Genomic DNA, 22,867 nt, shown 5'->3' with positions numbered 1-22,867 from the left:
CAAAACGTATTTTTGCGCAAACCTTAGAACATGAATATTCTTATTTTAGGTGCTGGCGGTCGCGAGCACACTTTAGCTTGGAAACTAAAACAGAGCCCAAAACTAGATAAACTTTATGTAGCACCTGGAAATGCCGGTACTTCCGAAATTGCAACAAATATACCAGTTGGTGTAAACGATTTTGAAGGAATCAAAAAGGCGGTTCTGGCTAATGACGTGAATATTGTTATAGTAGGGCCGGAAGACCCTTTGGTAAATGGGGTTCACGATTTTTTTCTTAGTGATTCCGAATTGAAGCACATACCCGTAATAGGACCTCAAAAAGCAGGTGCTGAGTTAGAAGGCAGTAAGGAATTTGCTAAAAAGTTCATGATGCGGCATAACATACCTACCGCTGCTTACGAAAGCTTCACTTCAGAGACACTTCAAAAAGGGTTTGACTTTCTAGAAACGTTACAACCTCCTTATGTATTAAAGGCAGATGGACTTGCAGCTGGTAAAGGGGTGGTTATTTTAGAAGATTTGACCGAAGCAAAAGAGGAGCTTAAAACCATGTTGGTAGACGCTAAATTTGGTAACGCAAGCACCACGGTCGTTATCGAGGAGTTTTTAGCAGGTATAGAGTTGAGCGTTTTTGTATTGACGGATGGTAGTGGTTATAAGGTCTTGCCCACTGCAAAAGATTACAAACGTATTGGTGAAGGCGATACCGGACTTAACACAGGCGGGATGGGCGCTATTTCTCCCGTTCCTTTTGCGGATGAAGCTTTTATGGATAAGATACACCAGCGTGTTGTAAAACCTACGGTAGAAGGCCTTAAAAAGGATAATTTGCCGTATAAAGGTTTTATATTCATAGGTCTGATAAAAGTAGGTGATGAGCCTAAGGTTATAGAGTACAATGTGCGTATGGGTGATCCCGAAACGGAAGTGGTTATTCCTCGTATTCAGAATGACTTGGTTGAGGTCTTTGAGGCCGTTGCCAACGGAACTTTAGATGATATTGAACTTGAGTTGGACCCAAGAACCGCATCCACGGTTATGTTAGTGTCTGGAGGATATCCCGAAGCATATGAAAAAGGAAAGGAAATTACAGGATTCAATGCTCTTGAAGATTCGTTGGTCTTTCACGCAGGTACGCAATTAAAAGACGGTAAAGTAGTTACCAGTGGCGGTAGAGTAATGGCAATTACTTCCTACGGAGATAACTTTAAGCAAGCGTTGGCTACTTCCTATAAGAATATAGAAAATATTAAGTTCCAGAATATGAACTATAGAAAAGACATTGGGTTCGATCTTTAAAAGAAAGAATCCAATGTCTTTACAAATGTATTAGTAGTAAACCTACTGTTTATAGGTAAGAGTGAGAAGAGATAGACTTGTCCTCTTCGTCGTTATCGTTGTATTGTTTTAGCTGTAACATCCAATATACGAAAGCTACACAGCAAATTAGGGCAAGAATCCAGTTAATGATATTGGCACCCCACCAACTATGCATAAAACGCAACTGGTCCAACGGCCAAAATAGGTGGTTTACGAACAAATCTGCTATTCCTTCAAAAAATGATTTCATCTTAGCTATATTTACACTTGCAAAAGTATAAAAAGCTAAGAAACTTTCTAAATTTAAATGTTGATGATTTAGTTTGTTCGTTAGAAGGTGCTACCAAATAAGGGTTGCCGGCCCAAGATTATAGTTCCTGTTGCAATGAAAGGTTTGTGCTTTTCAATAAAGAAATTGTAGTATCGTCCGGTGAAATTTTAGATAATTTTTCAAATGATATCAATCATTTTTGGCAAGACAAAGCCAATTAACTACATAATAGTTCTTTCGTTTCTATTCGTTTTCTATTGGTTTGCCCATTTCTATATGTTCGATAGAATCTACTCTCTTGTCCGTATTTTTTGGCAGTTGTTTGTTCTATCGGTCTTATTTTTTAGTGTATTCATTGTCAACTTTATCGTAAAACGAAATAAAGTAACCGGGGCAAACTCATTTACCATTCTTTTTTATGGGCTTCTAATGGTGGTGTTTCCGGAAACCCTGCTGGATTCTAATGCTATTTTTTGTAGCTTTTTCCTGCTGTTGGCCACAAGGAGGCTCATAAGTATTCGGTCCTTGAAAAATATTAAGTTCAAGATTTTTGATGCAACGATTTGGGTATTGGTTTCAAGCCTTTTTTATGATTGGGCCTTGTTGTTCCTAATTTTAGTTTTGGCCGCTATATATTTTTACGAACCTAAAAATGCCAGAAACTGGTTTGTACCTCTTGCCGCTATTTTTACGGTACTTATGATAACGGAATGCGTCCTGATACTGTACGGTAATCAAGATTTTTTTAGCAACCATTATAAGTTTTCTGTGTCTTTGGATAGCACTTACTTTTCATATTGGGGGCATAGCACTAAGCTGGTTTTATTTGCTTTGACCACGTTTGTATCGGGTATTTTAGCTTTTGTAAAGTTGGGTAAATCCGGATTTGGAAAAGTGATTACCATGCGCCTAATTGCGCTTTCTTTTGTAATTGGCCTTGTGTTGAACATACTTCTATTATCGGACAACGTCTATCCAGTTATGATTACGTTTTTTCCTGCAGTTGTCTTTATGACCAAGTACATAGAATCCTTACGTAAAGCTAATATTCGTGAGATAATCTTAATGGCTGCGGTACTAATTCCGTTTTTGGTGTTGATGACCGGCATTGCCATAAAATAATTATGAATAACTTTGCCCTTAAAGCTATAAAAAATGTTCAGCAAGTTCGCATTTACCATTTTCGAGGAAAGTATTCAGAAATATCATATTAAGGATAATGTATATCAGTCTTTTGAGAACCCCTACCCTAAAGATGATATTGCACGTCTGCTCTATCGTAAAAACTGGATAGACACTGTACAATGGCATTATGAGGATATTATTCGCGACCCGGATATTGCACCGGAGGATGCTTTGGTATTAAAGCGAAAGATTGATGCGAGTAATCAAGACAGAACGGACTTGGTAGAGTTTATAGACAGCTATTTCTTGGATAAATACAAAGATGTTGCAGTAAAGGAAAACGCAACCATTAATACGGAAAGTCCGGCCTGGGCTATAGACAGGCTATCCATTTTAGCGCTTAAGATTTATCATATGCAAGAAGAAGTGGGCCGTACGGATGCGTCTTTGGAACATATTGAAAAATGTACGCAAAAGCTAAATGTGTTATTGGAGCAACGTAAAGATCTTTCTACGGCAATAGACCAATTGCTGGTGGATATTGAATCTGGTGATAAGTACATGAAAGTGTACAAGCAGATGAAAATGTACAATGATGATGAGATGAACCCTGTTCTCCGTGGCCAAAAATAAACCCGAACACCTATTGATCATCAGGCTCTCCGCAATGGGGGATGTAGCCATGACCGTACCTGTCCTTCTTGCGCTTACCAAGCAAAATCCGCACCTAAAAATTACCGTACTCACGCGGAAATTTTTTGCCCCAATGTTCTCTAATGTCCCCAACGTAAGTGTTTATGAGGCCGATGTAAAGGGAAGGCATAAAGGTGTATTTGGACTCTGGAAGCTCTATAAGGAACTTGCCAAATTAAAGATTGATGCCGTTGCTGATCTTCACAATGTTTTGCGGAGCAAAGTATTAAAGCGATATTTTAAATTTGGACGTATTCCGGTTGCACAGATCGATAAAGGTAGGGCAGAAAAAAAAGCGCTTACCTCCGCTGTTTCAAAGGTCTTTAAACCTTTAAAAACCACCCACCAACGTTATGTAGATGTGTTTGCGCAATTGGGTTTCTCAATAGATTTACCTAAGAATTCTGTATTGTCCAAAGAAAGTCTTTCGGATGAAACACAAAAAATTGTAGGAATCGATTCAAAAAAATGGATTGGGATTGCTCCTTTTGCCGCATTTGAAGGTAAAACTTACCCATTAGAATTAATGGAGGAAGTTATTGCCAAGCTTAACAAAGATAATGGATATAAAATTTTCCTTTTTGGAGGTGGACCTATCCAGGAAAAGAAATTTCAAAGTTTTGAGAACAAGTTTACGAACTGTCTAAGCATGGTAGGCAAACTTTCTTTTCATGAGGAACTTGCCCTTATTTCTAATTTAGACACTATGCTGTCTATGGATAGTGGTAATGCACATTTGGCGGCTATGTACGGCATTCCAGTAGTTACACTTTGGGGAGTTACCCATCCTTACGCCGGGTTCTACCCTTTTGGCCAAGATGTAGATAATGCATTATGTGCCGATCGGGAAAAATTTCCGTTAATTCCAACATCCGTTTACGGTAATAAAATGCCCGAAGGATATGAAATGACCATGCGTACCATTCTGCCGGAACAAGTTGTAACCAAGGTTAAGAGCGTATTGAACGATGTATAAATTTCTATACGGTTGTCCTTTTGGGTTCCAAAGATTTAAAGTACTGACGTAATTGGGACATAAAGCGATATTTACGGGCACTTGGGGTAGTTTCTACCATTAGGGTTCTAACCCCTATATATGAGCTCATAAGATAAACGGCAACACCTTCACTATCAATGTGTCTATCAATGTGTCCGTTAAACTTTCCGCGTTGTATGGCAGATACCAAATTCACCTCCCAAATACGCAAAATGTCATTTAGGTGCTTCATTACGGTTTCATTCTTACCATTAAACTCATTAATGAAATTACTAAGCACAAAACCAAAGTCAAACTCGTTATGTACGGCCGTTTCTAAAGCCTCTTCAAAACATTGTGTAATAAGGTCTAAAGTATTGTCATGACCTTCTATAGGTTCAATAAGCTGACTGTACATTTTACGAACCAGTAAGTTTTCAATAATCTGAATAAAGAAATCTTCTTTGGATTCAAAATGATAATAGAAGGCTCCTTTGGACAAGGATAGTTCTTTTAATATATCATCAACACTTGTATTATAGTATCCGTTTCTGTAAAAAAGTTCAAGTCCTGTTACTTGCATTCTTTGCATGGTAGCCATGCGTTTTAAACTCTTGGTCATAATTATAGATTTGGGGTTAAACAGACCGTTGGGTCTCATACAAAGAACCGCAGCAATGAATGCTATGTTAGAAATGAAGGGTTGTCTGACCATTTTTCTCGTTAAAAGACCTAAATTGTTTAATATGAGGTTATTCAACGAGTGACTCACAAACCACATGGTCGGTAAATAATGTCGATTACCGAGTGAAAAACCACCAAGAACTTATAAAAAGGAAGTTTTTACGCATATAATATACCAACGTAAGCCTGTTTTTGATACGTAAGAAAATATACACAAATATTAAAAAGGTCACATCTTGTTTAGTATCTTGCACTTAAAACCCGAGTAAGGTTCAAAAACAATTACGACGAAAGTTGGTAAATGGGGCAGATAAATAAGGATACGGCTATATTAATATTCTCGCTTTCGGCGCAGCTGGAGGCAGAACGGAAGTCCGTTTTTGGAAATGCCAACAAGAAAGCCTCCCGTGGTTTTTTTAATATCCTTATCAATCGTACACGTAAAATTGCATTCTCCACTGGGGCAGATGTTATTATAGTAGACGAAAGCCAACAAAAAGGAACAACCTTTGGCGAGCGTTACGCCAATGCTTTTCAAGAACTTTTTGATCAAGGGTATACCAAAGTGCTTTCTATTGGTAATGATACGCCAGATTTAACTGCAGAAGTTTTAGAGCAGGCTATAGACAAAATTCAGGACAAGGACTTGGTAATAGGACCTTCAACTGATGGTGGGGTGTATCTGTTGGGTATGCGCCGTGAGTTCTTTAACTTGGGTCAGTTTAAGGCACTTCCCTGGTTAGAATCCACCTTGTTCAATACATTGGTGAACGGGGTTTTCTGGAAAAGAGCAAAGGCATACTATTTTGATGAGCTTACGGATATTGACACCGCACATCAATTACTTCAATTTTTATATAGTACAGATGATGAAGCTCTAATTAGCTTCATCTTGAGTCATTTATTGGCAGTACAGAACCTTATACAACATTCAAAATCACTGTGCTTATCGGATAAGCATTCGTTTTCCTTTCAATTAAGAGGCCCTCCCGCATTTCTTTTAGCGGCATAGTTTAAACCTTTTACAGGTTAAGAAGGATAGTCCCTATATATCATATAGTGATTTTGACTTCTTTTAAAAAAATAACAACCTTTTATTGAATTTTAATGAAAACAGCTATAATAGCGCTTATGCAGCTATGTGCAGTATTGGCGTACGGCCAGACCAATTCGTATACTGCAAGATTGATAGATACGGATAATGTACCCGTACCCTACGCAACTATAAACGAGCTCGGGAGCAATAATTATGTGGTATCCGATGAATCCGGATTTTTTACTTTACGTACGGAAGCAAATACTTTTACAGTAAGTATTGCCTCCATCGGATATATCACCCAAGAAATTAATGTAACTGATGGAAGCTTTCCAAAGATTATTACTTTAGAGCTTTCTTCCGAGCAACTAGATGAAATTGTAGTTACCGCGTTAGGAATTGAACGGGAAAAGCAATCCTTGGTTTCTGCAGTAACTACGGTAAAGGCAGAACAACTTACGGAAGTACCCCTTACCAATATGGTAAATAGTCTTGCCGGCCGCGTGGCGGGTGTTCAGATTACGAACGGTTCATCTGGTGTAGGCTCTTCTTCTCGTATCGTTATTAGGGGAGAAAATTCTTTGGGCGGTAGCAACCAGCCCTTGTTTGTGGTAGACGGTGTGCCTATAAGCAATGAACAGATTACGAGTAACCTTGTAAATGACGGTGCGCTTCAAGAAGTAGATTTTGGTAATGGTGGTGCAGACATAAGTCCGGATGATATTGCCTCTATCTCTATTCTTAAAGGAGCAGGTTCCGCAGCATTATACGGAGCGCGCGCAGCAAACGGTGTGGTAGTCATTACCACTAAAAGAGGACGAAAGAAAAAGGGGCTGGGCATTAGTATCAATAGTACCTTAACTGTAGAGAGCTTATTGACCTTGCCAGATTATCAGAATGAGTACGGCGGAGGTTCAAATGGTGAATACGCCTTTCAAAACGGAACTGGTGCCGGTGTAAACGATGGCGGCATTAGCAGCTATGGCCCTCGTTTGGACCAAGGTCAATTAATTGCTCAGTTTGATAGTCCTTCGGTAGATATAAACGGAAACCCTGTTCGTGCAGGAGATGTCATTTCACGAACCAGCCCAGATGGTTCGTTTACGGATATTACCCCTACACCTTGGGTGTCAAGACCGGACAACGTTCGTAATTTCTTTGAAACGGGTGTTACTTATCAAAACAACATTTCCATAAGCTCGGGAGGCGAAAAGGGAAGCGCACGATTATCCTATAGCAATCTAAAGAATGATGGAATTGTTCCTAATACGGACTTAAAACGAAACGGACTTGCGGTGAGTGTAGACCAAAACGTTCATGAAAAGTTTAAGGTAAAAGCATTTTTAAATTACATCAACACGCGCAGTGGTAACCGCCCCAATTTAGGTTACGGTTATGAAAATCCACTTTATGGGTTTAACTGGACCGGGAGAAACACCAATGTGGAATCATTAAAAAATTATTGGCAGGCAGGTCAAGAAGGCATTCAGCATTATGATTTTAATTACCTATGGTTGACCAACCCCTATTTAACGGTTTATGAAAACACCAATAGTTTCAATAAAAACCGAATTTTAGGGAATGCTTCAGCCACTTATGATATTACGGATAAGTTAAGTCTAAGCGTTCGCGCCGGTATTGATACCTATGATGATAAAAGGGAATTCCGCCGTGCGGTAAGCACCAATCAAAACCCGTTGGGTACGTATCGTGAGGATGACGTTCGTTTTAGGGAATTGAATACGGATGTTTTGCTTTCCTATTCGGACAAGATCAATGATGATTGGAAATACAACGTATCCGCAGGAGCCAACCGTTTTGACCAGGACATTCAATATAAATTTTCGGAAGCTTCTCAATTGGCGATTCCCGGTATTTATACCCTGGCAAATTCAAGAACACCGTTAAAAGGAGACAGTCAGAAATTTACAAAGCGAATTAATAGCGTATACGCCAGCGGAAACCTTTCCTATAAAAACTCGTTGTATTTTGATGCTACTTTTAGAAATGACTGGAGTAGTACATTACCAAGTAATAGCAATTCTTTTGGGTATTACTCGGTAGGACTTAGTTACGTTGTAAGTAATATGTTTACGTTGCCCGAAGCCATTTCGTATCTAAACCTCAGGTTTAGTGCGGCCAGTGTGGGTAATGATACAGACCCGTACCAGAACGTACAGAACTTTGTGTTCAATCAAAATTATGGTTCCAGTTTTAGGGTAACCAATGAAACGGTATTAAAAAATGCCAATCTAAGACCGGAACGTTTAAATGCACTTGAGGCCGGTCTGGAAGCCTGGTTTTTAGATGGCCGGCTTCAGCTAGATGTGGCTGGGTACCAAAATACTAGTATTGACCAGATTATTTCAAGGCCTATATCGCAGACCAGCGGGTTTTCTAATTTTAACGTAAACGGCGGAGAGGTCAGAACTAGAGGTTTTGAGGCCTTAGTGAGCGCAACCTTGGTTCGCTCGGAAGATTTTGGTTGGGAATCTTCGGTAAATTATTCAACCTATCGCAGTGAAGTTACCAAGTTGCCAGATGGGGTAGATCAATTTGTAACGGGTACGGCCAATATCTTTTCCGGTGGAGGCGGATCTAATACGGTTTTCTACATCGCAAGGGAAAATGGTCGTGTAGGAGATATGTACGGCACTGGTTTTCTAGAAGTAGATGGTCAAACCGTCTATGGAGCAAACGGCCTGCCCATACAAGATGGAAACCTTAGACTTTTGGGCAACTACAATCCGGATTTTACCGTAGGTTTCAACAACAAGTTTTCGTACAAAAATATTGACATGACTATTCTTTTTGATTGGCGAAAAGGAGGTACCATTGTTTCTAGGATCAAAGCACTTGGAAGTACATCGGGTGTTTTAAAAGAAACTTTAGTGGGTCGTGAGAACGGAGTTGTTGGAGATGGTGTGGTTAATGTTGGTACGGCCGATAGCCCGCAGTATGTTCCTAATACCACCTCGGTTCCTGCCAGTCAGTTTTACAATAATTTCTTTGACCGAGGTAATGAAGATAGTGCATTGTACAGCGCATCTTATGTAAAATTGCGCCAGTTGGGACTATATTACAACCTTCCTGAAAAAGTGTCAAAATCCATCGGTTTTCAGAATATAAAATTAGGCTTGGTGGGCAGTAATTTACTATTGTTTACAGAAAACCCTCATTTTGATCCAGAGTTGAACGCCTTGCAAGAACAGCGTATCGTTTATGGCGTAGAAGACTTTTCATATCCGTCTACCCGCAGTTTTGGGTTTAGTGTTAAAACGGATTTTTAAGAGGAAAGCACCATGAACGGAAAACTAAAATTTAGAACAATGAACAAACTATATATATTAGGTTTTACAAGTTTCTTCTTAGCATTGGGCAGTTGTACCGATGAGTTTGAGGAGCTTAACGAAAACCCCAATTCTCCTGAAGCTGTTGATCCGCAGTTTTTGTTGGCCAACGTCATTTCCGTAGAAGCGGACCAAAATGCGTTTTACCAAGGATTTCGTCTGGCAAACTATATTGAGCAGTTTGCGGCCAGTGTAGAATTTGAGCGTATAGATCGTTACGAAATGGGTACGAACAGCGAGTACTGGAATACCATATTTCAGCTATTGAGCGATGTTAAATCTATGCGGGAATTACAGGGTTCCAATGAGGCGTATAATGCCATAGGAGATGTAATGCAGAGCTTTTTGTTCTCCCAGCTTACGGATATGTGGGGAGATGTTCCCTATACCGAAGCCGTTAATGCACTAGACGGGCAATTCACTCCCGCTTATGATACCCAAGAAAGTATTTATACAGATCCAGATACCGGCATTTTGGCCGTTTTGGAGCGTGCAGCTACAACTCTGGAAAATTCTAATGCCGTAGTAAACGGCGATGTACTTTTTGATGGAGACCTTAACAAATGGGTGCGTTTTGCAAACTCCCTACGCTTGCGATATCTTTTACGGATAAGTAAACGGTTAACTGATTTTTCTGAAATTCAGGAACTGGCCTCTTCCGGGAAACTTATGCAATCCAATGCGGACAATGCGGTGCTGCCCTATCTGAGTTCAGCGCCAAACCAATATCCTATGACGCTGTCGTCTTTGGGATTGTATCAAGAACATCGTATGACCACCACTGTAGATTCGGTTTTGACATTATGGAATGACCCAAGGATGAATGTTCTTTACAAACCTACGCAGGCGAGTGTAAATGCGGGTACTCCGGAATTTAAGGGACTGTTGAACGGCCAAGACCGAGAAACCATTGCAGAAAAAGGAATTGATTTAAATGACGTTTCTTTGTTCGGTGCTATTTTTAGAGATGTGCCGGATGGGGTAGATGCCCAGTTCATGCAATACTCGGAAGTTCAGTTTGCATTGGCGGAAGCTGTGGAGAGAGGTTATATCACGGGCGATGCTGAGGTCTACTATGAAGCCGGTATAAGAGCTAGTTTTGAATATTATGGTGTTGAGGTTCCTGCGGGATACCTTGCTCAAGAGCCAGTTGCACTTAATGGAGCGGATAACCTTACTAAGATTTTGACACAAAAGTGGTTCAGTCTAATATCTAATGGGCATGAAGCATGGTTTAACGTTCGTAGGACGGGTATTCCCAACTTAAAACCTGGGCCGGATAATTTGAACAACAGCCAATATCCCGTTCGGTATTTATATCCAGAATCAGAACAAGCTACCAATAGCGCTAATTACAAAGTGGCGGCAGAACGTATAGGTGGAGATAATATTAATAGCAAAGGATGGTGGGAGAAAGATTAAATGAGGAATCTTATCCAATTTTTCTAAAGCTTATTATATTGTAAACGACAAAGAAGATCTAAACACAATTAGAAGCTGTTTCAATGAAGAAGATTAACAATGTACTTTTTGGTTTTTTATTTGGTTTTTTGCTACTCTCTTGTGGTGAGAATTCTAAACAGGACAGTGACGGGCTAAAGCATGCACCATGGGAGGAAATAGAAGCCAAAGCAAAAGGTACGACTGTTAACTTTATGATGTGGCAGGGAAGTACCGCCATTAACGATTATATTAATAATTATGTGGTTCCTAGTGTAAAGGAAAAATATAACATTGATTTACAGATTAGCGGAGGTCAAGGCCCGGAAATTGTACAGCTTGTTATGGGCGAAAAGCAGGCTGATATTAATGAAGGTCAAGTGGACATGGTTTGGATCAATGGCGAGACTTTTTTTCAATTAAGAAAGGTAGAAGGTTTATGGGGCCCATTTGTAGACCAGCTTCCCAATGCTTCGTTGATTGATTTTGAGGATTCGTATATCAATACGGACTTTCAGCAGCCTGTAAATGGCATGGAGGCTCCGTGGAGCATCAATCAATTTGCAATCGTATACGATTATGAAAAGGTGCCAAACCCACCAAAAAGCATTCCTGAGCTCAAAAATTTCATAAAGGAGCATCCGGGTACCTTTACTATTTCCAATGATTTTACGGGCATGACCTTTTTGAAAAGTCTATTGGCGGAATTAGGTGGCGGACCTAACGCATTGGATGGTCCGTTTAACGAAACAAAGTACAACCGGCTCTCTGAAAAACTGTGGGAGCTTATTAATAATAACAAACGGTATTTTTGGAAGGAAGGCCGTACATTTCCAAAAGAACAATCCAAGATGAACCAGCTATATGCCAATGGGGAACTTTTAATTGCATACGGATTTAGTGAAGGGGGCATAGAAGATAAAGTACTGAACGGTCTTTATCCGAAAACAACCAAAGGATATGCTTGGGAAAACGGCACCATTAGAAACTCCAATTACTTGGGTATTCTTTACAATTCACCTGAAAAAGCAGGAGCCATGCAGGTCATTAATTTTTTGCTATCCCCTGAAGCACAATTTAAAAAAGCGGATGCCAACGGAATGGATTCCAATACGGTTTTGTCTTTAGATAAGCTTGAAGTAGAATGGAAGGATAAATTCTTAGATGCTAGAAAACGCCAGTACGGACCTACGCTAAAGCAGTTAGAAGTGAATGCCATTGCCGAACCGGCTCCCGAATATATGATACGTTTGTACGAAGATTTTAGAAAACAGGTAATTGAAAATTAGCAAATCAAACATAGGTCTACTTTTGTTCGTGTTGGTGGGGGTGGTTCCATTTGCCGCGGCATTTGTCTATGCCCTATTGTATAGCTTTGGAATCATTGGCGTGGCCAACAAGGGATTTACATTTCAGTTCTGGGAATCCGTTTTGGCTTCGGGAACTTTTTTTACGTCTTTAGGTTATAGTGCCTTAATTGCATTGGTAGCTGTAAGCATATCCGTAGGAGGCGCACTCTGGATAACTTTAAAGTTTAGGCGGCAATTGGAGAAACGGTTTTTATCGTTTATTATCTATTTACCTCTGGCCATACCGGGCATCGTTACCGGGTTTTTTACGTTTCAACTGTTTTCAAAAGGAGGTTTTTTTGCTCGTATCAGCCATAAATTGGGATGGATAACAGAAGCAGCTCAATTTCCGGATTTGGTAAATGACGGATTGGCTATTGGAATCATTCTGTCCTTCATTACCATGATAATGCCATTTTTTGTGTTACTCTTTTTAAATGTTTACAAAAACGAACGGGTAGAAGAACTTTCAATTTTGGCACAATCGCTCGGGGCAAATGCAAAGCAGGTTGTTAGTCGTGTATTTTTGCCTATTCTTTTAAAGAAGACTTGGGTACTTATCGTTCTGTATTTCATCTTTTTGTTGGGAGCTTATGAGGTACCGTTAATTTTGGGTCAAGAATCACCGCAGATGCTATCGATACTCATTATTCAAGAAATAAAACAATACGATTTGGATAAAATTTCGGAAGGGTATGTGGTTGCCGTGTTGTACACATTAATTGTGTCCGTGGCGGCAATTGCGTTGTTCTTGCCAAAAAGAAAAAGAGCGTATGCGAGCTAATTGGAAACCTTTTGTATTGAGTTTGGCGGTGCTCCTAATTCTATTCCCCTATGTATACCTCGTGTTTTTATCACTGGCTTCGGAATGGCGTTTTCCTGAGGTGTGGCCTTCATATGTTGGTTTTAGGAACTGGATTACCGTTTTTAGTTCCGAAACAGGTCTTTTGCAGAGTTTTTTATCGTCTTTATTAATCTCACTTTTGGTGGCAATCTTTTCTACTACTTCGGGATTTTTGATCAGCAAGGCCGTATTTTATCATCCCAAAAAAAAGACATTGACCCTATTGGCTTATTTTCCATATATCTTGGCTCCGGTTGTTTTTGCCGCTTGCCTTAGTTTTTTCTTTCTAAAAATGGGTCTATTTGGAAATACAACAGGGGTTGTAGTTGCTCAGTTTATTATAGCTTTTCCGTATGCGCTACTGTTTTTCAGTAGTTTTTGGAATGAAAAAATAAAAAGCTACGAAGATTTAGTGGCCACTCTAGGAGGCAACAAATGGCAAACCTATACCAAAGTGCTCTTGCCTTTGGCCAAAGGTTTATTGCTTATTTGCTTTTTTCAGACCTTTCTTATTTCTTGGTTTGAATATGGTCTCACTTCCATAATAGGCATTGGTAAAGTACAAACGCTTACCATTAAGGTGTTTATGTTCATTAAAGAGGCAAACTATTATTATGGGGCCTTAAGTTGCTGTCTATTGGTTTTTCCGCCTGTAGTTTTGTTGTATTTTAACAAGCGTTATGTATTTAAAAAATTGGTCTAATGTTTCTTGAAGTTCAACATATTGTAAAAAGTTTTGGTGCTGAAAGGGTGGTCAAAGACTTGAATTTTTCACTTCAGGCAAAACAGACTTTGAGTATTTTGGGAAAATCTGGTTGTGGTAAGACTACAATGTTAAAAACCATAGGTGGACTCGCAACACCGGATTCGGGTAAAATCCTTTTAAACGGAGTAGATATTACGGAGACCAAACCGGAAAAACGAAATATCGTATATCTCTATCAGGAAGACCTTTTATTTCCGCATCTAAACGCTTTTGAAAATATAGCTTTTGGATTACGGTTAAAAAAAATACCGGAAGGTTTAATCAATGAAAAAGTGGAGCATATGCTGCATAGCTTGGAGCTTGAAGGACAGGCGGATAAAATGCCTACACAGCTTTCCGGAGGACAAAGACAAAGGGTTTCCTTTGGGCGGGCCATTAGCACCAACCCATCACTTTTATTGTTGGATGAACCCTTTGGAAGCCTTGATACAGGTACGCGCCAACGGATGCAAGAATTGTTTAAAAAGCTCACTGCTGAGTTTAATATAACATCGCTTTTTGTTACCCATGATTTAAAAGAAGCAGTTTTAATGGGTGATCAAATTGGTTTTATGGAGGACGGTGTTCTAAAGGTGTACAAGGATAAAAAAGATTTTATCCAAGACCCACAGACTGGTGTGCAAAGTGAAATTGAATTTTGGGGCGGATTGATATAGTTACAACAGAAAATATAATTTGGATAGCATGATGAAGAAAAAGGTGTGGATAGACACAGATTTGTCCGTGGGTATGACAAGGCATAAACGAGAGGGCTATTGTGATGTAGATGATGGATATGCCGTACTGCAATTGATAAAGGCCGATACAATTGAAATATGTGGTATTAGCGCTGTTTTTGGAAATACCATCATAGAAAACTCGTATCCACTAAGTCAACAAATGAGCACGGAGTTTGCCATGGGCAATATTCCGGTATATAAAGGGGCAGGGGAAGCTATTGACTTAAAAGATGTAAACAGTAATGAGGCGGTAGAAGCCTTGGCAGAAGCGCTCCGTAGGCAACCTATGACCATTATGGCCATTGGCCCCGCAACAAATATTGGATTATTGCTCTTAAAGCACCCGGAACTAAGGAGTGAAATACAGGAAGTAGTTCTTGTTGCAGGACGAAGAACACCGCAGGACTACTTTAAAATTGGAAATAAAGGCAATCATGCCCAGGATCTTAATTTTGATTTGGATAATGATGCTTTCCGGTTGATGTTCGAGCATGGAGTGCCCGTAACGCTCTGCCCTTTTGAAATTTCTAACAAGGTTTGGATCAAAGCGGAAGATTTGGATACTTTGGAAAAAGGTGATGAGGGCAATAAATGGTTGGCCAATGCTTCTAGGGCTTGGTTACAACAGTGGGTAGACCAAGGAGCGGACGGCTTTAACCCGTTTGATGTGCTGGCGAGTCATTATATTATTTCCCCGGAGGACATTATCTCTGAAAATTTAAACGCAAGATTGGAAATTCATCCGGACGATACGGTAAAAGAGAACAATAAGGAGGTATTTAAACCCTACTTGTTATGTGACAGAAAAGAAGGATTCCCTGTAAAGTACTGCTATGATGTGGTTTCAGGCTACCATAAAAAGTTAATGGATAGTCTGCTGAAATAAATACCTTCGTAGTATCGTTTTTCAGAAAACCTACTATGAGTGATATACAGACAAAATCAATTGGACTTGTGCTTTCCGGCGGAGGCGTTCGTGGTATGGCACATATTGGGCTTATACAGGCTATGAATGAATTTGGCCTATCGGCCGAAATAGTTGGGGGCAGTAGCGTAGGTGCACTAGTAGGCGCGTTATATGCCAACGGAAATTCTGTGCCGGAAATGATGGCGTTTTTCAGGGAAACACCTTTGTTCAGATATAACTTTTTAACTATTGTAAAACCAGGGTTTATAGATACCGATAGGTATTTTGATGTGTTCCGAGCGCATTTCCCGGAAGATAGTTTTGAGGCCCTTCAAAAAGGGTTACACGTTGTGGCCACCAATCTCCAAAAAGGAGACTTGGAGTATTTCTCTAAAGGCGAATTAATACGGCCCTTACTGGCTTCTGCCGCTTTACCTCCGGTTTTTAGTCCGGTTGAAATGGAAGGGCAACTCTATGCAGACGGTGGTATTATGAACAACTTTCCGTTAGAACCAATTGCTGGAAAGGCAGATTTTATAATCGGTAGTAATGTATCCGTAGTTGGGGAGCTCAACAAAAATGCCTTGAAAAACTCGTTACAACTTACGGGAAGGGTAACCGGCCTAATGATTTACGCCATTAATAGAAGCAAGTTGGAAGCTTGTGATTTGTTGATGGAGTTCAAGGAATTGGAAAAAATAGGCGTGTTGGACCGTAAAGGGCTGGAAAAAGCATATTTGGTGGGTTATGAGAACACCGCTAGAAAATTGGAAGAACTATTAAAAAAGCCTCAGTTGTAATGTACAACCGAGGCTTTTTCTATTTGTAAATGATGTTCACTTTAAACATCGTCATAATCAATTTTTAAAGTAGGCGTTGTTGGGTGAGCCTGACAGGTAAGGATAAGACCATCGGCAATTTCACCGTCCGTTAGAATCTGATTTTTTACCATTTCCGCTTTACCTTCGGTTACTCGTGCTATACAACTACTACAAACACCACCTTGGCAAGAATATGGCGCATCTATATTTTGTTTTAGTACCGCATCAAGAACAATCTCCTTTTTGTCCATAGTCAATGAAAACTCCTCATCATCGACCAAAACGGAAACTTGGGTCTTGCCTTCTGGTTGCTCTGGCATTTCATCCAAGATTTCGGTAGTAGTGAACAGCTCAAAATGTATTTTGTCCTTAGGCACCTCGTTTTCCTTCAACGTATCGGAAACCAAATGAATCATTGCCTCCGGACCACATAGGTAGTACCCATCAAAATCTACATCTTTATGCTTGTTCTTAAGCGCATAGTTAACCGTAGATACATCAATTCGGCCAAAAAGGGAATCATCTTCTTTAGTCTGGCTGTTTATAAAATAGGTGTTGAATCTACCTGCGTAATCCAATTCCAATTTCGCCAAATCTGTATAGAACATGGTTTCCTTCTGAGATTTGTTTCCATATACCAAAACAAACGTACTTTTTGGATGGTCTGCTAAAACGGCTTTGGCAATACTCATGATAGGGGTAATACCACTACCTGCGGCAAAAGCTGCAATATTTTTAACCTTTCCCGTTGGCTGAAAAGTAAACCTACCTTCGGGCGGCATGACCTCCAATACATCTCCGGCCTTTAGTTTAGTATGTGCATAATCTGAAAATCCGCCTTTATCCACACGCTTGACACCAATTGTAAAACAATCGCTTTTTGGTGAGGAACAGATAGAATAAGCCCTTCTAATTTCTTTTCCCTTAAGTTCCATTTTAATTGTAATGTACTGTCCGGGAACAAAATCAAAGGTTTGTATAAGGTCTTTAGGTATCGTAAAAGTGATGGCCACAGAACTAGGTGTTAGCGGCTTAATATGTTTTACGGTCAAGGAGTGAAAATGCACCATTATGTGTTTTTTAGTCAAATGTGACCGCAAAAATAAGCATTGATACAGCCATTTGAAACGGAAACCATAAAAAAAGGAACTTAAATACCGTTTTTAATTAGACGGTCCTTTTAGATTCTAGATTGTTATGTACGCAATAGGATAGCACGGAGATATAAAAGCGATAAATCTCTCTCTAAAAATCTTGGAGATGTAATTTATCTGAAATTTTTGTAACAAACTGTATTGCTTTTAACACTAACTTACCCAAATAGTAATCCAATTCTTATGTTTAAAAAATTTACTAAGCTGCAATGGAAGTCCTTCTTTCGGTCTTCATCCATGGGTAAAAGTCTTGGTATAAAGATAGTCATGGGTTTTTTTGCATTGTATTTTATGGGTATGCTGGCTTTTTTTGGCTCTGCATTGTTCTATATTTTAGAAAGAGCGATCCCAGATACGGACCCGCTTATACTGGTAAGCCAATTTTTATTGTATTGGATGCTTGGAGAACTGTTTCTTAGGTATTTTATGCAAAAACTTCCGGTTATGGATGTGAAACCATATTTGGTCCTTCCCATAAAGAAGAGCAGCATTGCGCATTATATTCTAGGTAGGTCTGCGGTATCCTTCTATAATTTGTTTTCTCTGTTTTTCTTCGTGCCCTTTAGTGTGGTGTTGCTCATAAATGGATATACGCCCTTAAACGTTTTGCTCTGGTTGTTGGCCATGATAAGCATTGTGCTGAGTATTAATTTCATCAACTTTATTGTAAACAAGAGTGATAAGGCTTTGGTGATTATCGGGGCTCTGTTACTAACATTTTATGGTTTGGAATATTTTCAGGTTTTTCCTGTTCAGGAATTTGCGGGCCATGTATTCTATGCCCTTTATAAAAGTCCGCTATACGCACTAGTTCCTTTGGGTATTGCAGGCTTGACGTATTATTTGAATTACTCCTACTTAAGAAGCCGTATTTTCCTTGATGCTTCCCTTAAAAAGAATACGGTAGAAGCTACTTCGTCAGATTTATCTTGGACAAAGCGTTTTGGTGCTATTGCTCCGTTTTTGCAGTTAGACCTAAAGCTAATTTGGAGGAATAAAAGAACCAAAACGCAGGTTTTTATATCACTTGCTTTTGTTTTCTACGGATTGCTTTTTTATGGAATGGAAGATTTTGGAATGGGTTCTATGATGTTGGTTTTTATCGGTATTTTTATGACCGGCGTTTTCCTAATGAACTTTGGGCAGTTTATTCCGGCTTGGGATAGTTCGTATTTTAGTATGATAATGTCACAGAACATACCCCTTAGAAGGTATTTGGAGTCTAAGGCATTCTTAATTTATGTTAGTATTGGGGTAATGTTCTTACTATCTGTGCCCTATATTTATTTTGGTTGGGAAGCGCTTGCCATAAACTTTAGCTGTGCCGTATATAACCTAGGGGTAAACGTACCGTTAATCCTGTTCTTTGGGTCAATGAACAAAAAGCGTATAGACTTGAACAAAAGTGCCCTTGGTAATATGCAAGGTACCAGTGCCACCCAGTTTATAGTAGGTATTCCTTTGTTCGGGATTCCTTTGCTTGTTTATGCCGTATTAACATTTTTCTTTTCACTAAATGTAGCTCTTATCACATTAGGCATTTTGGGTATGATAGGTTTCGCATTTAGGAATAAACTTTTAGACCTTATTACAAAAGCTTACCGAAAAAGAAAATACCGAATGATTGCCGGATTCAAAGAGCAGAATAGCTAGTGTAATGTGCATTGGCAAATCTTTAAATGAAATAAGAAACTTATACCGTTACTATGATATCAGTTGAAAACCTTACTAAGAAGTACGTTGGCAAAGCCGTGTTGAATATTAACAATTTAGAAATACCAAAAGGACAGAGCTTTGGACTAGTTGGCAACAATGGGGCCGGCAAGACCACTTTCTTTAGCCTTTTGTTGGATTTAATAGTGCCCACTACCGGTCATATTATAAACAATGGTGTACAGGTAAACCAAAGTGAAGCTTGGAAAACCAATACATCTTCTTTTATTGATGAGAGCTTTTTAATCGGGTATTTAACGCCAGAAGAATATTTCTATTTTATTGGGGAATTGCGGAACCAAAACAAGGCGGATATAGACGCACTACTAACCAATTTTGAAGATTTTTTTCATGGTGAAATCTTGAACCAGAAAAAATATTTGCGAGACCTCTCAAAAGGGAACCAAAAGAAAGCGGGTATTGTGGCTTCATTTATAGGTAATCCGGAAGTAGTTGTTTTGGATGAACCTTTTGCGAACCTAGACCCTACCACCCAAATACGGTTGAAAAACATTATCAAAGACTTGGCGGCAAAACAAGGAGTTACGGTTTTGGTCTCTAGTCATGACCTTATGCACGTAACCGAAGTATGTGAGCGCATTGTAGTTCTGAACAAGGGAGAAATTGTAAAGGATATTGAAACTTCTGAAGCCACTTTAAAGGAATTGGAGCTGTTTTTTAGCGGAAAAGATACTCCTAAAGAAGATATTCCGGTGTCTTAGTTTCTTTTTTAAAACCGACTGCCTAGTCTATTTTTAGTTTTTCAACACTACAACGAGTGCTAGAAGATGTCGTTAATTTGCGTTTTTTGTCTGTTAAGTAGTAATAAAACCAGAGGTTTATCGATGAAAAGAGCGTTTACAAACTACTTAGTCTGTGAAAAATAAATCCTGCTACTTTAATTTTATACTCTTTATTTAGAAAATAGAGAAGCTATAAAACGAACATGCAATTCTTAATTGGATAAAGTAATTCTTACCCGGTTCATTAAAGAATTGTCAAGAACTAAAAAGAGACCTAGTTTAGAATATCATATTTTTGTTTCCACAGGTAAAGCCCGAACCCTAAACTTTTTATCGACCAACTGCATAATAATACCGTTCTTTTTTAGTTAAAGTAAAGTACGTAGATATACAATTTTGAAGCTGCACTATAAACTTATCATATTTTCTATTCTGGGGGCCATCATTTCAAATGCTTGTTCCACCAAGAAAGACGCGTTCGTCAATCGTAATTGGCATGCGCTCAATACCAAGTACAACACACTGTACAATGGTAATATCGCTTTTGAAGAAGGAAGGGAAGAGCTTAATCTTAATTACCATGATGATTATTGGGAAATTCTGCCCATTGAGCGTCTAGAAGTCACGGAAGACATCAAATTAGATTCGGAAGATAACAATCCCAATTTTATCATAGCCGAAGAAAAAGCAACGAAAGCCATACAGAAGCACAGTATGGATATCAAAGATATTGAGCGCAATCCGCAAACGGACGAAGCTTTTCTTCTTTTGGGCAAGGCACGTTATTTTGATCAGCGTTATATGCCGGCACTTGAAGCCTTTAACTACATAATTAAAAAGTACGATTATAGCGATAAACTGAACGAGGCGCATATATGGCGGGAGAAGGTGAACATTCGCCTGGAGAATGAAGAATTGGCCATTAAAAATCTAAAACGCCTACTAAAGTTTGAACAGCTTACAGATCAGGAATATGCAGATGCACGTGCTATGATCGCACAGGCCTATATAAATGAAAAGGTACTTGATACGGCCGTACAGCACTTAAAAGTTGCTTCTCACTATACAAAGAAGAATAAGGAGAAAGGCCGCTACTATTACATTATTGGTCAGTTGTACAATCAAATTGGGCATAAGGACAGTGCCAATTATGCTTTTGATAAAGTTATTGCCTTGAATAGAAGGTCGCCAAGGGTGTATATGATCAATGCGGAAATTCAGAAGATTAGGAATACCCAGATTACTTCTGAAAACAGCGAAGAAATGCTTGAATATTTGACGGATTTGGAAGAGAACCGAGAGAATCGTCCTTTTCTGGATATCATCTACCGTCAGGTTGCCGAGTATCATTTAGAGCAAGAAAATGATAGTATGGCTATTGTGTATTTTAATAAATCGCTTCGCGCTACGCAGAACGAGCCCAAATTGAATGCTCTGAATTATGAAAACTTGGCAGAATACAATTTTGACAAGAATGAATACAGGCTTGCTGGGGCGTACTATGATAGTGTTATTCCTAATCTGGATGAGAATACAAAGAAATTTAGGTCTACCAAGAAAAAATTGGATAACCTTGAGGACGTTATTAAATATGAGGATATTGCCCAGCATACAGATAGCATCATTACCCTTTATAATCTGCCTTTAACAGAGCGTAAAGCCTATTTTGAAGATCATATAGCCAAATTACAGGCTGCAAAAGATGCTGCGGCCAAGAAAGAAGAAAGAAGAATAGCCTCCGGTTTTGCGGAGTTTGCCAAGAGCAAGGGAGGTAAGGAGAACAAAGGTAAATTCTACTTTTACAACCTTACAAGCTTGGGGTACGGTAAGAACGACTTCGTTCAACGATGGGGCAAAAGGGAATTGGAAGATGATTGGAGGTGGAGCAATAAAAAGAGGACACTGCCTCAAGAAACTACAGATGATGCCCTTGCCGCAAATGATAGCATTGCAGGTGAAGTTGGTGAGGATGAAAAATTCTCCTTGGATTATTATTTAAATCGTGTACCTACGGATGTTGCGGTAATAGATAGTTTAAAGAACGAAAGAAATTTTGCCAATTATCAATTGGGACTGATTTACAAAGAGAAATTTAAAGAGAACCTTCTAGCAGCTGCTAAGTTGGAAAATGTGTTGGATTCGGAACCAGAGGAAAGATTAATTCTTCCGTCTAAATACAACCTTTACAAAATTTACGAAGAAGAAGGCAGTCCGCTTTTGGCTTCAATGAAAGAAAACATTCTGACCAATCACGGAGATTCCCGCTATGCGGAAATTATACTGAATCCTAGGGCGGTCCTAGAAGATGATGCAGATAGCCCAGATGCACGGTACGCGGCTTTATACCGCAAATACAGAGAGCAAAGGTTTTTGGAGACCATTACCGGCGCAGAGGAAAATATAGAGAAATATACGGGAGACCCAATAGTTCCCAAATTTGAAATGTTGAAGGCCAATGCCATTGGGAGGCTAAACGGATTCGAACCTTTTGAAGAAGCTTTAAACTATGTTGCCCTAACCTACCCTAATAATCCGGAAGGTAAAAAGGCAGAGCAAATGGTTGCGGAACAACTTCCAAAATTGGCCGTTAAGGAATTTTCAACTGAGCTAGGGTCGTCGGGTACCGGCAACTGGAAAGTGGTTTTTCCGTTTAGACGAAGTAACGATGAAATTGCCAAAAGGGTGAAGAAAGCTCTGGAAGATGCCATTATAGACTTGCGTTATAAGAATGTGGTTTCAAAAGATATCTATACCTTAGAAGACCAATTTGTGGTTGTACACGGCTTTAAATCCAAAGATTATGCGTTGGGCTTTGCCGAACTTATAAAGTTTAACAAGGATTACCTTATTGAGAATGAGAATTTTGTAATTTTATCTACTAACTATAAAATAATACAGGTACATAAAAACCTACAATCTTATAAAAATCAAATTTTAACCCCAAAACCTTAAA

19 protein-coding genes are annotated in these 22,867 nt (G+C 39.3%); 16 read left to right on the top strand and 3 right to left on the bottom strand.

Going from position 1 to position 22,867, the window contains the following annotated elements:
* Positions 1-30: 30 nt before the first annotated feature.
* On the top strand, positions 31-1,302 hold the full coding sequence (gene purD, locus H9565_RS01625) for a phosphoribosylamine--glycine ligase (RefSeq protein WP_215436668.1): 1,272 nt from the start codon (positions 31-33) through the stop codon (positions 1,300-1,302).
* 49 nt (positions 1,303-1,351) lie between these two features.
* Here purD and H9565_RS01620 read toward each other — a convergent pair whose 3' ends face one another.
* Entirely contained in the window at positions 1,352-1,573 is a 222-nt protein-coding gene (locus tag H9565_RS01620; protein ID WP_215436665.1) for a DUF6341 family protein, read from the bottom strand.
* Positions 1,574-1,870: 297 nt separating this feature from the next.
* On the opposite strand from H9565_RS01620, the gene H9565_RS01615 reads away from it, so the two are divergent.
* Genes H9565_RS01615 through H9565_RS01605 form a run of 3 tightly spaced genes read left to right on the top strand, consistent with a single transcriptional unit; the run spans position 1,871 to position 4,388 of the window.
* Complete coding sequence (locus tag H9565_RS01615) at positions 1,871-2,716, top strand: DUF6427 family protein (protein WP_246560198.1); 846 nt, start codon at positions 1,871-1,873, stop codon at positions 2,714-2,716.
* 33 nt (positions 2,717-2,749) lie between these two features.
* Positions 2,750-3,352 carry a DUF4254 domain-containing protein gene (locus H9565_RS01610; RefSeq protein WP_215436662.1) on the top strand — a complete coding sequence of 201 codons (603 nt, stop codon included), beginning with the start codon at positions 2,750-2,752 and terminating at the stop codon, positions 3,350-3,352.
* Complete coding sequence (locus tag H9565_RS01605; protein WP_317195425.1) at positions 3,339-4,388, top strand: glycosyltransferase family 9 protein; 1,050 nt, start codon at positions 3,339-3,341, stop codon at positions 4,386-4,388. The genes H9565_RS01610 and H9565_RS01605 overlap by 14 nt, the downstream gene beginning before the upstream one ends.
* A 4-nt stretch (positions 4,389-4,392) precedes the next feature.
* Here H9565_RS01605 and H9565_RS01600 read toward each other — a convergent pair whose 3' ends face one another.
* Entirely contained in the window at positions 4,393-5,010 is a 618-nt protein-coding gene (locus tag H9565_RS01600) for a TetR/AcrR family transcriptional regulator (protein ID WP_215436660.1), read from the bottom strand.
* Positions 5,011-5,373: 363 nt separating this feature from the next.
* Between H9565_RS01600 and H9565_RS01595 the strand changes: the two genes are divergently transcribed.
* The 9 genes from H9565_RS01595 to H9565_RS01555 all read left to right on the top strand — a co-directional run bounded on the left by H9565_RS01595 (position 5,374) and on the right by H9565_RS01555 (position 16,283).
* Positions 5,374-6,084 (top strand): TIGR04282 family arsenosugar biosynthesis glycosyltransferase, encoded by a 711-nt coding sequence (locus H9565_RS01595; RefSeq protein WP_215436658.1) that lies wholly within the window; start codon positions 5,374-5,376, stop codon positions 6,082-6,084.
* A gap of 95 nt (positions 6,085-6,179) precedes the next feature.
* Positions 6,180-9,398 carry a SusC/RagA family TonB-linked outer membrane protein gene (locus tag H9565_RS01590; RefSeq protein WP_215436655.1) on the top strand — a complete coding sequence of 1,073 codons (3,219 nt, stop codon included), beginning with the start codon at positions 6,180-6,182 and terminating at the stop codon, positions 9,396-9,398.
* Between the two features lie 39 nt (positions 9,399-9,437).
* Positions 9,438-10,880: a SusD/RagB family nutrient-binding outer membrane lipoprotein gene (locus tag H9565_RS01585; protein WP_215436652.1), complete on the top strand. Its 1,443-nt coding sequence runs from the start codon at positions 9,438-9,440 to the stop codon at positions 10,878-10,880.
* Positions 10,881-10,963: 83 nt separating this feature from the next.
* Positions 10,964-12,187 carry an ABC transporter substrate-binding protein gene (locus H9565_RS01580; protein WP_215436649.1) on the top strand — a complete coding sequence of 408 codons (1,224 nt, stop codon included), beginning with the start codon at positions 10,964-10,966 and terminating at the stop codon, positions 12,185-12,187.
* Complete coding sequence (locus H9565_RS01575) at positions 12,177-13,031, top strand: ABC transporter permease subunit (RefSeq protein WP_215436646.1); 855 nt, start codon at positions 12,177-12,179, stop codon at positions 13,029-13,031. Before H9565_RS01580 ends, H9565_RS01575 begins: the two co-directional genes overlap by 11 nt.
* A complete protein-coding gene (locus H9565_RS01570) occupies positions 13,021-13,794 on the top strand; it encodes an ABC transporter permease (protein ID WP_215436643.1) in 774 nt (257 codons plus the stop codon). Before H9565_RS01575 ends, H9565_RS01570 begins: the two co-directional genes overlap by 11 nt.
* Complete coding sequence (locus tag H9565_RS01565) at positions 13,794-14,513, top strand: ABC transporter ATP-binding protein (RefSeq protein ID WP_215436641.1); 720 nt, start codon at positions 13,794-13,796, stop codon at positions 14,511-14,513. Before H9565_RS01570 ends, H9565_RS01565 begins: the two co-directional genes overlap by 1 nt.
* A 28-nt stretch (positions 14,514-14,541) precedes the next feature.
* Positions 14,542-15,462, top strand: a complete 921-nt coding sequence (locus H9565_RS01560; RefSeq protein WP_246560195.1) for a nucleoside hydrolase — start codon at positions 14,542-14,544, stop codon at positions 15,460-15,462.
* Positions 15,463-15,497: 35 nt separating this feature from the next.
* The gene (locus H9565_RS01555; RefSeq protein WP_215436638.1) at positions 15,498-16,283 is read left to right on the top strand and encodes a patatin-like phospholipase family protein; all 786 of its coding nucleotides are present in this window, start codon (positions 15,498-15,500) and stop codon (positions 16,281-16,283) included.
* 41 nt (positions 16,284-16,324) lie between these two features.
* Here H9565_RS01555 and H9565_RS01550 read toward each other — a convergent pair whose 3' ends face one another.
* The gene (locus H9565_RS01550) at positions 16,325-17,374 is read right to left on the bottom strand and encodes a ferredoxin--NADP reductase (RefSeq protein ID WP_215436635.1); all 1,050 of its coding nucleotides are present in this window, start codon (positions 17,372-17,374) and stop codon (positions 16,325-16,327) included.
* A 267-nt stretch (positions 17,375-17,641) separates the two neighbouring features.
* On the opposite strand from H9565_RS01550, the gene H9565_RS01545 reads away from it, so the two are divergent.
* From H9565_RS01545 to porW, 3 genes are all read left to right on the top strand, one after another.
* Complete coding sequence (locus tag H9565_RS01545; protein ID WP_215436632.1) at positions 17,642-19,111, top strand: DUF5687 family protein; 1,470 nt, start codon at positions 17,642-17,644, stop codon at positions 19,109-19,111.
* Positions 19,112-19,164: 53 nt separating this feature from the next.
* Positions 19,165-19,893: an ABC transporter ATP-binding protein gene (locus tag H9565_RS01540; protein WP_215436629.1), complete on the top strand. Its 729-nt coding sequence runs from the start codon at positions 19,165-19,167 to the stop codon at positions 19,891-19,893.
* A 417-nt stretch (positions 19,894-20,310) separates the two neighbouring features.
* A complete protein-coding gene (porW, locus tag H9565_RS01535) occupies positions 20,311-22,866 on the top strand; it encodes a type IX secretion system periplasmic lipoprotein PorW/SprE (protein WP_215436626.1) in 2,556 nt (851 codons plus the stop codon).
* Position 22,867: the final 1 nt, after the last annotated feature.

The organism is Zobellia russellii, assembly GCF_018728565.1.
In the GTDB taxonomy this organism is placed as follows: Bacteria; Bacteroidota; Bacteroidia; order Flavobacteriales; family Flavobacteriaceae; genus Zobellia; species Zobellia russellii.
The sequence above is the reverse complement of the archived record's forward strand: the minus strand, read 5'-3'. Positions and strand labels throughout refer to the sequence as shown.